Source organism: Jeotgalibacillus terrae, from assembly GCF_016908195.1.
Taxonomy (GTDB): domain Bacteria; phylum Bacillota; class Bacilli; order Bacillales; family Jeotgalibacillaceae; genus Jeotgalibacillus; species Jeotgalibacillus terrae.
In genome coordinates, this window is the sequence record NZ_JAFBDK010000001.1 from 229,008 (window position 1) to 241,129 (window position 12,122).

General features: G+C 40.6%; 11 protein-coding genes. 3 read left to right on the forward strand and 8 right to left on the reverse strand.

Annotated features, from left to right (window positions below; translation table 11 throughout):
- Positions 1 to 68: 68 nt before the first annotated feature.
- The 5 genes from JOD21_RS01265 to JOD21_RS01285 all read right to left on the reverse strand — a co-directional run bounded on the left by JOD21_RS01265 (position 69) and on the right by JOD21_RS01285 (position 6,537).
- Positions 69 to 1,037 carry a PstS family phosphate ABC transporter substrate-binding protein gene (locus tag JOD21_RS01265; protein ID WP_204727837.1) on the reverse strand — a complete coding sequence of 323 codons (969 nt, stop codon included), beginning with the start codon at positions 1,035 to 1,037 and terminating at the stop codon, positions 69 to 71.
- A 151-nt stretch (positions 1,038 to 1,188) separates the two neighbouring features.
- The gene (locus JOD21_RS01270) at positions 1,189 to 3,372 is read right to left on the reverse strand and encodes a peptidoglycan D,D-transpeptidase FtsI family protein (RefSeq protein WP_239581242.1); all 2,184 of its coding nucleotides are present in this window, start codon (positions 3,370 to 3,372) and stop codon (positions 1,189 to 1,191) included.
- A gap of 229 nt (positions 3,373 to 3,601) precedes the next feature.
- Entirely contained in the window at positions 3,602 to 4,210 is a 609-nt protein-coding gene (locus JOD21_RS01275) for a superoxide dismutase (protein WP_039809712.1), read from the reverse strand.
- A 132-nt stretch (positions 4,211 to 4,342) separates the two neighbouring features.
- Positions 4,343 to 4,822 carry a DUF456 family protein gene (locus JOD21_RS01280; RefSeq protein ID WP_204727973.1) on the reverse strand — a complete coding sequence of 160 codons (480 nt, stop codon included), beginning with the start codon at positions 4,820 to 4,822 and terminating at the stop codon, positions 4,343 to 4,345.
- 83 nt (positions 4,823 to 4,905) lie between these two features.
- Positions 4,906 to 6,537, reverse strand: a complete 1,632-nt coding sequence (locus tag JOD21_RS01285; protein WP_204727838.1) for a Na/Pi cotransporter family protein — start codon at positions 6,535 to 6,537, stop codon at positions 4,906 to 4,908.
- Between the two features lie 245 nt (positions 6,538 to 6,782).
- On the opposite strand from JOD21_RS01285, the gene JOD21_RS01290 reads away from it, so the two are divergent.
- Positions 6,783 to 7,556 carry a DUF1189 domain-containing protein gene (locus JOD21_RS01290; protein ID WP_204727839.1) on the forward strand — a complete coding sequence of 258 codons (774 nt, stop codon included), beginning with the start codon at positions 6,783 to 6,785 and terminating at the stop codon, positions 7,554 to 7,556.
- 51 nt (positions 7,557 to 7,607) lie between these two features.
- Here JOD21_RS01290 and JOD21_RS01295 read toward each other — a convergent pair whose 3' ends face one another.
- Positions 7,608 to 9,320, reverse strand: a complete 1,713-nt coding sequence (locus tag JOD21_RS01295; RefSeq protein WP_204727840.1) for a methyl-accepting chemotaxis protein — start codon at positions 9,318 to 9,320, stop codon at positions 7,608 to 7,610.
- Between the two features lie 193 nt (positions 9,321 to 9,513).
- Here JOD21_RS01295 and ispG point away from each other — a divergent pair, with 193 nt between their 5' ends.
- The gene (gene ispG / locus JOD21_RS01300; RefSeq protein WP_204727841.1) at positions 9,514 to 10,623 is read left to right on the forward strand and encodes a flavodoxin-dependent (E)-4-hydroxy-3-methylbut-2-enyl-diphosphate synthase; all 1,110 of its coding nucleotides are present in this window, start codon (positions 9,514 to 9,516) and stop codon (positions 10,621 to 10,623) included.
- A gap of 30 nt (positions 10,624 to 10,653) precedes the next feature.
- Here the strand turns inward: ispG and JOD21_RS01305 are convergent, their stop codons facing one another.
- On the reverse strand, positions 10,654 to 11,001 hold the full coding sequence (locus JOD21_RS01305; protein ID WP_204727842.1) for a DUF4190 domain-containing protein: 348 nt from the start codon (positions 10,999 to 11,001) through the stop codon (positions 10,654 to 10,656).
- A 114-nt stretch (positions 11,002 to 11,115) separates the two neighbouring features.
- Between JOD21_RS01305 and JOD21_RS01310 the strand changes: the two genes are divergently transcribed.
- Positions 11,116 to 11,694 (forward strand): hypothetical protein, encoded by a 579-nt coding sequence (locus JOD21_RS01310; protein ID WP_204727843.1) that lies wholly within the window; start codon positions 11,116 to 11,118, stop codon positions 11,692 to 11,694.
- Between the two features lie 14 nt (positions 11,695 to 11,708).
- Here the strand turns inward: JOD21_RS01310 and JOD21_RS01315 are convergent, their stop codons facing one another.
- A complete protein-coding gene (locus JOD21_RS01315) occupies positions 11,709 to 12,119 on the reverse strand; it encodes a transcriptional repressor (RefSeq protein WP_204727844.1) in 411 nt (136 codons plus the stop codon).
- Positions 12,120 to 12,122: the final 3 nt, after the last annotated feature.

Genomic DNA, 12,122 nt, shown 5'->3' on the forward strand with positions numbered 1-12,122 from the left:
CCTCCTCATTTATCCAAAGAACATAATGATACGAGAAGCGTGTCAAACACGCTTCCCGCTGTGTTTATTTATTCACCTGCAAGTTCTTTAATTGTTGCCATATCTTCGTCATATACTTCCTGTGGTGCACTTACGTAACCAACGGCTTCAGCAAGTTCACCTGCATTTTCAATCGCAAACATCATAAAGTCAGCTACTGCCGGATCTTCAGCTACTGCATCATTTCTTACATATGTGAATAGCGGACGTGAAAGTGGTGCATATTCACCTGACTCAATTGTTTCATTGTTCGGCTCAACCGGACCTTCTCCATTGTCAATCGGAACAACCTTGATATTATCCTGATTTTCCAGGTAATAAGCGTAACCGAAGTATCCAATTGCGTTAGGAGATCCCATTACACCCTGAACTAGAACGTTGTCATCTTCAGAAAGTGTTGCAGAACGTACAATATCTTCTTCTTCAAGAATCACTTCATTGAAGTAATCGTAAGTTCCAGAATCAGTTCCCGGTGAGTAGAATTCAATCGGCTCTTCAGGCCAACCTTCACGAATGTCAGCCCATGTCTTTTCTTCTCCTGTTTCAACCCACATTTCTTTCAGTTCTTCAACTGTCAGATAGTCAACCCAGTCATTTTCCTGATTCACTACTACTGATAATCCGTCGTAACCAAGTTCAACTTCTGTATATTCAACACCCTGCTCTTCAAGACCAGCTGCTTCTTCTTCTTTAATTGGACGGGATGCATTTGAGAATGAAGTTTCTCCAGCAATAAACTTTTCAAAGCCGCCACCTGTACCGGATACACCAGATGATACCTGAACGCCCGGCTGTGCAGCTGCATATTCTTCAACAATTGCTTCCATAATAGGTGCAACAGTTGATGAACCGTCGCCCTGAACCTGTCCGCTCAGTTCTTCTCCTGAACCTCCAGATTCATTACCTGAACCATTCGCTTCATCTTCTCCTCCGCAAGCAGCTAAAAATACTGCTGATCCTAAGATGGTTGACATTGCTAAAAATTTTGCGCTTTTCATTCTGTAATTCCCCCTGTGGTTTGTGTGATTTGTCCTACAGGTAATACAATACACCCCTTCTATTAATCTCATATAAATGAAGTGTAAAGGTTTTGTAAATCCATAAAAAAACTGAGCACTGCAATATGCAGTACTCAGTTTGATAGATTTCTTATTGTCCTTCCCCTGCTTCTTCTGCTGTTACTTCAACCTGCTGTTCCTGATCAGCACTTTGTTCATTCATTCTTTTTTCTCTAATATCAAAGTAAACATCAAGGGCTGCTGTACCCAGATTTTCATTGACATCTTCACGAAGAGGGGAGTTTGCAACGTTTGGATATACCCATGGCGCCATGACAGAAAACGCAACTTCAGGTTCATCATATGGCGCAAATCCGACTAGAGTAGAATTCGTTGTCTCAGGTGGAGCAATTCCCTTAGAACGATATAGTTCGTCATACTTCGGTCCGAAGTAAACAACTTCGGCTGTTCCAGTTTTACCGCCTGCAACATATCCGTTTCCTTTAAAGTCCTGGCCTGTTCCATCAGCGCCGTTAAATGAAAGGTAAAAGCCTTTTTTTACATGATCAAGCTCTGCCTGTGTATTATCAAGTCGGTTAAGTACTCTCGGTTTCATTGCCTTAACGAGTGGACCAAGTGATTCATTATTTGCACTTGGCTCACGGATTTCTTTCACAATTGTCGGTGCTACACGATTGCCTCCATTAATGACAGTTGATACATACTGAACCATCTGCAATGGTGTATACGTATCAAACTGGCCAATCGATAAATCGAGCAGTTTACCAGGATTCAGATCTGCTGGATTATTGGTCTGGTAGCCGACGCTTTCACCCGGCAGGTCAATTCCTGTCTCGCTGCCGAGACCAAACTGGCCGAAGTAGTTACGCATTTTAGTGAATGCATTAACTCCGATATTAATTGGCTCATCTCTTACATACGTGGCTCCAGCCATTTTGATCGCTATTTTAAACATATATCCATTAGATGATCGCTCAAGAGCATAGTGATCATTGATTGAAATAGGCAAGTCACCCAAATACCATGAAGCTTTATCAGGAGATCCAGCGATACTGATCACTTCATCCCATAAATAAGACCCCGGCTGAATCACACCATCCTGATACCCTGACAACACAGTTGCTCCTTTAATAGAAGATCCGGCTTCATACGCACTTGTAAACGTTCCAATATTATAATCCTGAATTTCCGGACCATCATCTGTTTCGATATACTGCTTTCCTGCCATTGCAAGCAGTTCGCCGGTATTTGGATCCATCATGACGAGGAATAAACGATCCATCAGGTTACGGCCATAGTCCTGTTTCAGACGTCTAAGCTCATCTTCTACAACCTGCTCAAGCGCCTTCTGCAGTTCAATGTCAATTGACAGCACAAGATCTTTGCCGCGTTCACCCTGCTGAATCAGCTGGGAATCAATCACATTACCTGCTTTGTCAGTAATGGTGCGGACTTTTGATTTTTGTCCCTGAAGTACTTCTTCGTATTGAAGTTCCAGATAGCTTGTTCCCACACGATCATTACGGGAGTAGTCACGCGCAAGATAATATTCAATCTTATTTTCAGGTATAGACCTAACACTGCCAAGTACAGATCTGAGCACCTCTCCGTAAGGGTATTCGCGCTTCCAGTCAACTGTGGTGTTGACACCCGGTAACGAACTGAGCTGTTCACTAACTGCAGCGAATTCCTCATCAGTCACATTTTCATTTTTTATGATCTGAGGAGACAGGTTGTATCCGGTTTGCATCTGCCTGTAAATGGCAAGGATCTCCATCTCCTGCTCTGTAATTTCTGCAAGCTCTTCTTTTGTTATTCTGTCACGGATCAGTTTATCGTAATCAGACTGTGACAGTTCACCTTCATCATAAAGCGCACGTTCTTCGTCTGAAATTTTCTCATCTGCCCGTTTTTTATTTTCCCTGATCCAGTAATCCTGAATATCCCGTTCAGTTACTTTATCAGCAGATAATTCAATCATAGACGAGAGCTTCGATGCAACTTCCATCATTTCTTTCTGGGAAGTCTGCTGTGTTTTTGTATAAGTAATCGCATTTACAGGTTTATTGTCTACGATTACCTTTCCGTTCCGGTCAAATATTTTTCCACGCGGTACACTCGCATTTACAACTACTTCTTCAGTTCGTTCGAGCTGCCTGGTGAAATCCTCACCATTTACAATTTGCAGGACGCCCAGTCTTAAAATTAACGCTGAAAACAGCAGAAATACTGCAAAAAACAGTATATTCATTCGTGCCGCAAGAAAATTTTTTTTAATTTTATCCTTTTTCGTGCGAGACTGATTTTTTTTCAACAAAAGTCTCCCTTTCTATACATAGTTCTATTAAACAATCTTAAAGGTTTTTTTCAATTATTACTAGAGGATGACACTCTTTTTCAATAAAAGGTCAAATCTTCCCATTATCATTCAAGCTCTGATAAACTTGGCTGGTGATTTCAGCTGTGCTTAAACAACACAATTAGTCTTTAATATAAAAAAGCTGACGTCCATAAAAGACGTCAGCCGGGTTTTGTACGTTAAATTATTTTGCTGAAGTATATAGCTTTTCAACAGCATTCCAGTCAACAACGCTCCAGAAAGCGTTAATGTAGTCAGGACGCTTATTTTGATACTTCAGGTAGTATGCATGCTCCCATACATCCAGACCAAGTACTGGTGTTTTACCGTCAGTAAGTGGTGAGTCCTGATTTGGAGTGCTTGTGATCTCAAGTTCTCCGTTATTTACAACTAGCCATGCCCAGCCTGATCCGAATCGGCCTGCGCCTGCTGCTGCGAATTCTTCTTTGAACTTGTCAAAGCTGCCGAACTTGCTGTTAATAGCTGAAGCAAGATCGCCTGAAGGCTCTCCGCCACCGTTTGGAGATAGAATCTTCCAGAAGAATGAGTGGTTAGCGTGTCCCCCGCCGTTATTGCGGACAGCTGTACGGATTGATTCCGGTACGCTGTTCAGATCAGCTACAAGCTCATCAATTGATTTCGCCTGAAGATCATCGTGACCTTCAAGTGCGTCATTTAATTTTGTTACATAAGTGTTGTGGTGCTTTGTGTGGTGGATATTCATTGTTTCCTTGTCAAAATGCGGTTCAAGTGCATCATAAGAGTAAGGTAGTTCTGGTAAAGTGTAAGCCATGATTGAATTCCTCCTTGTATGTAGTGTGATTTTCCGCTTGATGCGGAATCAACTGTTTTCAGATTATCAGAATAGATAAATCTATTCAATTAATACGCTTTGCAAACGCTTATTTCAGTCTAAAGACCGAAATCACACATAAAGAAAGAATATGATAATCATGACTGCCTGTATCGTACCTTTAGTAATAACTGATGTAATAAAACCAACCAGTGAACCAAACCCAATTTTCAGTGCCTGCTTAAATGGTGTGCGGTTAATAAGCAGTTCACCGATCACAGCGCCGGCAAGCGGTCCAATTAAAATTCCGATAACCGGTATGATAAACGGTCCAACTAATAATCCGATCGTACTTCCCCAAATTCCTGCTTTTGAACCGCCAAACTTTTTTACACCAAAAAGATTAGCCGCATAGTCAGCACCAAATAATAATAGAATAAATAAGATTTGAATGGTCCAGAATAGCCAGCTGAAATCAGCAAAAGTGAAAAACAGTCCGTACAGTATGAATCCCAGTAATATAAACAGCACACTAGGAATGATTGGATAAATTAATCCTGCAAATGCGATTACAAAACTTAAAATAATAAACGTCCAGAATACGAAATCTATGACCCTCACCCTTTCTTCTTATAGATACATGTCTGTTAAGTATATCAAAAAAAGCCGGCTGAATGTTCAGCCGGCTTTACGGTTTACTTACGGATACCAAGAACAGCTTCTGCGATATTCACTGAGTGATCACCAATACGTTCAAGGTTAGAAATAATATCTACAAACACAATTCCGGCCTGTCCGCTGCAGGCTCCTTCATTGAGGCGTAAAATATGCTTCTTACGGAATTTGCGTTCCATTTTATCAATAAGATCTTCTTTTTCAGCAACACTGCGTGCTTTATCATGGTCATTTGTATCAAGAGATTCAATTGACTGAGATACAGCTTCGATTGTCAGTGTAAACATTTCATTCAGATCTTCCATTGCTTCATCTGTCATTTTGACTTTATTCGCCTGCTGATAATCCACAAGCTCAATCACGTTTTCAAAATGGTCACCAATCCGCTCAATATCACGTACTGTGTCCATTAGTACTGAATGACGTTCAGATTCCTGTGTGGAAAGCGAACTGCCTGAGAGCTTAATCAAATAATCAGTGATTTTAGTATCAAGGTTATTAATCGCATCTTCCACCTGATAGCCAAGTTCAGCGTTCTTTTTATTTTTAGTCTTTAAATACTCATAAGATTCGTTAAGTCCCTGGACTGCAAACTGACCCATACGCAGTACTTCTTCTTTTGCCTGCCCAAGCGCAATTGATGGTGACTGTTCTATAAAGTTAGGGTCAAGATGTTTAGGTTTGAATTCTACGACTACATCGTTTCCTGGAACCACTCTCGTTACCACCCATGCTAGAGCAGCGATAAACGGGAATTGAATCATTGTATTTGTAATATTGAACGTACCATGCGCAAATGCGATCTGCATTTCAGGATTCAAGTTCATAAATTGATCGATCCATACAATAAAAGCAGTGAATGGAATGAGTAGGATCAAGAACAATACTGAACCGATCACGTTAAACATAACGTGTACCATTGCAGCTCTTTTTGCAGCAACAGATGCTCCAATTGATGCAAGAACTGCCGTAATCGTTGTACCAATATTATCACCAAAAAGAACTGGTAAAGCTGCCTGCAGTGTAATCAGATCTTCTGAATAAAGTCCCTGCAGAATACCGATTGTTGCACTCGAACTTTGAACGATTACCGTGAAAATGGTACCTACCACAACACCAAGAACCGGAATTTCACTCATACTCTGAGTCAGATCAATAAATGCCTGAAGCTCACGGAGTGGCTTCATTCCTTCCCCCATTAACTCTAGACCGTAAAACAGTCCACCAAATCCAAAAATGACCATACCGAGATTATTAATCTGCGGTCTTTTTACAAAGAACAACAAGAAAGCACCAACTGCTATAATCGGCAGCGCATATGCTCCTATATCAATACCGATGATAAATGCAGTGACAGTTGTACCAATATTCGCTCCCATAATGACACCTATTGCCTGACGGAGCGTCATGAACCCTGCACTGACAAGTCCAATTACAATAACTGTTGTACCGGAGCTGGACTGAATAAGAATTGTTACAACAATACCCGCAAGGACCCCCATAAACGGATTCGTTGTAAAGCGGTCTAAAATCGCTCTCAGTCTGTCACCAGCTGATTTTTGGAGACCGTCTCCCATATACTTTAAACCAAATAGAAATATCCCAAGTCCCCCGATAAATGTAAAGAAGACTTCCTGCCAATTCACTTCCATGTTTTCAACCCCTGTAAACAAATTTAGACATACTTCTTGAAAACCCTCTACAATTATTAATTCTTTATCGCATATAAGTAAAGGGGTTAACGGTAATCTTTACAATCGGTTAATAATAGCCGTTAATTATTACATTTGTGTTACAAAAACAAACGCTTACTTTTTCACTATTCGTTCATTTGCTCTTATGTATCAGGTGAAAGTACAATATGTTAGTAGTTATATAAAATCGGAGGTTTGGCGTCTTGAATATTTTTAAACAACTGATTAAAAGTTTATACTCTCCCCGGGATATTGCGAAGTTCCGGTTTCAGGGTATTGGAAAAACAATTTTGTTTGTGTTTCTGCTGGCTTTTCTTTCCATGATCCCTGCTGTGGTGCAGGTAGCCTCAATTGGTGAAAGTCTTTTTTCAGATGGAGAAGAGCTGCTGTTGAATGAACTTCCTTCATTTGAAGTGGTAGATGGGGAGCTGCAGTCTGAATCAGATGTCACTGAGTCAGCTGACAGTAGCGGTATTACTTTTTATGTGGATGGATCTGATAGTCTGACAACTGAGGATTTATTAGATGACGAGGCTGCTGTAGCATTTCTATCTGACAGGATCGCTGTATCAACAGGAGGCGGCGTGCAGGAATATGAGTATTCGACGTTTGAAGGAGTCAATATAAGCAGCGAAGGGATTGCTTCACTGTTAAGCTCTCTAGAAGGTGCCAAGTTTATTATTTACTTCTTTATACTGGCATTTATTTTTATTCTTCTTGCAGGCATGCTGTTCATTAAAGCGACTGTGTTTGGCTGGATTGGAACAAAGTTTGCAGCAACACTTGAAAGAAAGCTGACATTCCGTCACAGCTTCAGAATAGCGGCATACAGTTCGGCTCTTCCGGCGGTATTTTTTCTTATTACAGACCTTGCCGGGTCACTTATTCCGTTCCCTACACTGATCAGCTGGTTTGTCACGGGACTGATGCTGTATCTCTCTATTAAAGAGATACCAAAGCCTAAAAAGCGGGGTTAAATTGAATTGTTTTAAAACGCACTTCTACTATATAAATAGAAGTGCGTTTTTCTACTGTAAGTTCTGCTTTTCAAACTGCTGATTAAGTTGAGTTGATATCCGGTAAAGCTCATCTGCAATTTCTTTTACTTCTGTTATCATCGCTTCCTGACTTTCGAGCGTTTGACTCATTTCTTCAAATCCTGATGTTGTTTCAGTTGCAGCGTGAGTGACTCTCTCACCCGCTTCCCTGACAGATGGAAGGATTTTTTCAAACGCTATTGTTCTCTGATAAACTGAACCGACTTTGGATGAGGACTCATCCACTTGCTTTATCAATTCCTCAAAAAATTTCAGACCGCTGACAGACTGCTTCAATTTTTTTGCTGAATCATCAGCTATATGGTTAAACTTTGACTCGACTGTGTCGCTGACATCTGCCATCAGATTCATTGACTGATCAATTTCTGACAGGTAGTTTGCAGACTGCTCAGCCAGGTTTCCAACCTCTTTTGCTACAACTGCGAAGCCTCTCCCATGCTCTCCTGCCCTTGCAGCTTCAATTGAAGCATTTAATGATAGAAGCCTTGTATGGTCTGCGATTTCCCTGATTAATCCTGCTGCACGCTTAGCCTCTTCAGACTGGCGCTTCAACCCTCTGATTTCCTGACTAAGCGCCTGCAGCTTCTGATCTGTCTGCTGCAAAGAATCCTTCATCAGATATACACCGTTAATCCCCTCATCTCTTTTACCGATTAAACTTTCATTCGACTGATTGATCTCATATAAAGTCTGAATCATTTTCTCGAGATCATGCGACATAAGCAGTGTTTTCTCAAGACTATTTTCTGAAGATACAGATGTTTCCTTTGTTCGATGACTGATCAGCTGTGATTTTTCTTTTACCGGGATCAGTGTTTCATACATTTTATTAGAGCGGGTTAGCAGCTTTTCACCGGTAACATTAAGATTTTCGCCGGTCATTTTAATTTCCTCAAGCAAATTATTGATCGTATGTGTCATATAATGATAGCTTTTATTCAGCGAAACGATCTCTGGTATTGTTGTCTTGATCTGTTGATGTTCTTCCGCCTGCCGTCCTTCTCTCACTGTTCTCATATCATCTCTTAATAGATTAAGCGGCCTGCTGATTGATCTCGTCAGAATTAATATCAGTATGGATGCAATGACGATGACAATGAGTAAGGTCCGTAATATCATTTTCCCAAGCTGTGATTGTGCCTTCAGATAGTCTGATTCGGGAATCGCAATAAGATATGTACTACCTAGTTCCTGTATGTTAAAAAAAGAGAACAGGTAAGATTCACCTTCTATCGTATGGCGCAGTACTCCTTTTCCTGTCTTATTGATTTCCGCTAGCATTTCATTTGTCAATTCTAAATCCTGAGAACCTGTGAAAGGTACAACCTCCTCTTCATTAATCCTGAAAAAGCTGCCATTTAGTCCGGCCTGACTTAGTGCTGCTGATTGCTGATTCACGATCCCTGTTACAAGATCATTAAACTTCTCTTCATTACCGGGATAAGTCATTTTAGCGTTTTTGACCAGTTCATTTGTGATAGCAGTTTCTCTGATCAGCCGGTCCTCCATCAGCTCTTCAGCTGATTCTTTAGCAGTCTGATATCCGATAAACCCTATGTAAGATGTTGCTAAAATTAATACGGTTAAGACAAATAAACTGATCCGCATACCTAAACTTATTTTACTAATGAGATTTTTAAATACTGTTGCAGATTGTGTATAAACTTTTTTAATCCGTGACATGTTTCATATCCCCCTATGATTTATAGGTCTATTGTCACTTATTATTATTAATATAATCGCGCAATCCTGTTAAGTTTATGTAAACGGCACACTAACTGCGTTTTCGCCGGTCATTTAGTTGTAAATGTGATTTCAACACTGTTAGAATAAGAAGGAATACAATTTGAGTAAATGATAAAGGAGCGAATGACTGGTGGGAGACATTACACATCGTTCGAATACGCGCCCTGTAAAAGTCGGGGATTTAACTATAGGTGGAAATAATGAACTTGTCATTCAAAGTATGACAACGACTAAAACACATGATGTTGAAGCAACTGTTGCAGAAATTATGCGTCTTGAAGAAGCAGGATGTCAGATTGTCCGTGTTGCATGTCCTGATGAAAGAGCTGCTGATGCTATTCCTGAAATTAAGAAAAGAATTAATATACCCTTAGTAGTTGATATTCACTTTGACTATAAGCTTGCTTTAAAAGCAATTGAAGGCGGTGCTGATAAAATCAGAATTAACCCTGGTAACATCGGCCGCCGTGAAAAAGTGGAAGCAGTCGTTAAAGCTGCCAAAGAGAAAAACATCCCAATCCGGATCGGTGTAAATGCCGGCAGTCTGGAGAGAAAAATTCTTGAAAAATACGGCTATCCGACAGCTGACGGTATGGTTGAAAGTGCGCTTCACCATATTAAAATTCTCGAAGATCTGGACTTTCACGATATTATCGTATCCATGAAAGCCTCTGATGTGAATCTTGCAATTGAAGCGTATGAAAAAGCTGCAAAAGCTTTTGATTACCCGCTTCATCTTGGTATTACTGAATCAGGTACGTTATTTGCCGGCACGGTAAAGAGTGCTGCCGGGCTTGGTGCGATATTGAGTAAAGGAATCGGAAACACTCTGAGAATTTCGTTAAGTGCTGATCCAGTTGAGGAAGTAAAAGTGGCAAGAGAACTGCTGAAATCATTTGGTCTCGCATCAAATGCAGCAACACTGATCTCATGCCCTACCTGTGGAAGAATTGAAATCGACCTTATTTCAATTGCAAATGAAGTCGAAGAATATATCTCGACCATTAAAGCGCCATTAAAAGTTGCAGTTCTCGGCTGTGCTGTAAATGGTCCCGGTGAAGCCCGTGAAGCTGATATCGGTATCGCAGGTGCCCGCGGGGAAGGTCTTCTCTTCATGAAAGGCAAGACCGTCCGGAAAGTACCTGAAGAAACAATGGTTGAAGAGCTTAAAGTAGAGATTGATAAACTCGCTGAGGAGCACTACAAAAAGCAGGCTGAAGAAGCAGCACTGCAGAAATAATATAAATCCCGGCCACCTGGCCGGGATTTTTTATAATAACGGATAAATTAAAATTCCAAGCAGCATGGCAATCAGTCCGATTGCAATTCCAATTCCTCCTGCTTTGGCTTCTTTAGACTTTCTTGCCAAAACACCTAATATAATTGCTGCAGCACCAAAAATCACCGGAGCTGTAAAGAAAGCAATAATCCCGAGAATGATCGATGCATAAGCAAGCCAGATTCCTTTATTCGAATTTTCTATAACGCCGTCTCTCTTCCGTTCGGTATCTGTATACCATGAAGGACTGAACTGAGAAAGCTCATTACCTATCTCTTCATTATATTGCTCCGTTTCAGGAACTTCTTTACTTTTTTCTTCATTTTTCTCATCATACATTTTGCCTCCCTCGCTTTCTGTCTATAGCTTTAGCAGTACGCCTAAATGTATGTATGGAAAAATGTATGAATGTGTTATTGTATTGTTAAAGAAACGAAAAGGGGTCATTAGCACATGCGTTTAGGAATTGATATTGACGGTACAGTTACCTGCCCATCTTCACTCATTCCACACATTAACCAGGCTTTTAATACAGAACTCAAGCTTGATGATATAAAAGAATATGACTTAACAAAAGCACTGCCTGACATTGAACCTGGGGATTTTGCAAAATGGTTCGAATCAGCAGAAGCCGACATTTATTCACAGTCACCTTTAAGCGAAAAAGCTGATATTGTTTTAAATCATCTTCAGCACATGCACGAACTTTTTTATATCAGTGCACGTGGTACTGAACACCATCATCTGACGAAGGAATGGTTTAATCATCATCAGATCCATTTTGACCGGATTATACTCACAGGTTCTCATGATAAGCTTGAAGCAGTGAAAGAACACAGAATTGAATTATTCATTGAAGATAAACACGACAATGCAGTGGATATCCATGAAACGGCGGATATTCCAGTCCTGCTGTTTGATACGCCCTATAACCGTAAGCCTCACCCGGAAGGAGTCATCCGGATATTTTCATGGGAAGAAGCAAGATGGCATGTTAATCAGATCGAAAAAAAACTCAGTTCGCAAAGATAAGCGAACTGAGTTTTTTATTGGCATTCAGGACAGGTCCCGTAAATTTCGAACTTGTGACCTGATATATCATAACCACTCAGATTTTCATTCAGAGCAGACATTGGACACGTATGGATCTGTCTGGTTTTCCCACAGTCAAGACAGATAAAGTGATGATGATGATGCCCGCTGTCACAGACGAATCGGAAATGTTTTTCTCCGGACAGCTCTGTTTCTTCCAGGATATTTAATGACACGAATGTTGAGAGGTTTCTGTATATTGTATCAAAGCTGAGACCTTTAAATTCCCGGCTCATTTCCTCGAGCACTTCTTTGGCAGTCATATACCTGTCATGTCTGTCAAACAGCTCAAGCATCATTTTTCTTTTACCGGTTTGTTTGTATCCTTCAGTTTTTAATAATCCGATTGCTTCTTCAAGGTTCACATC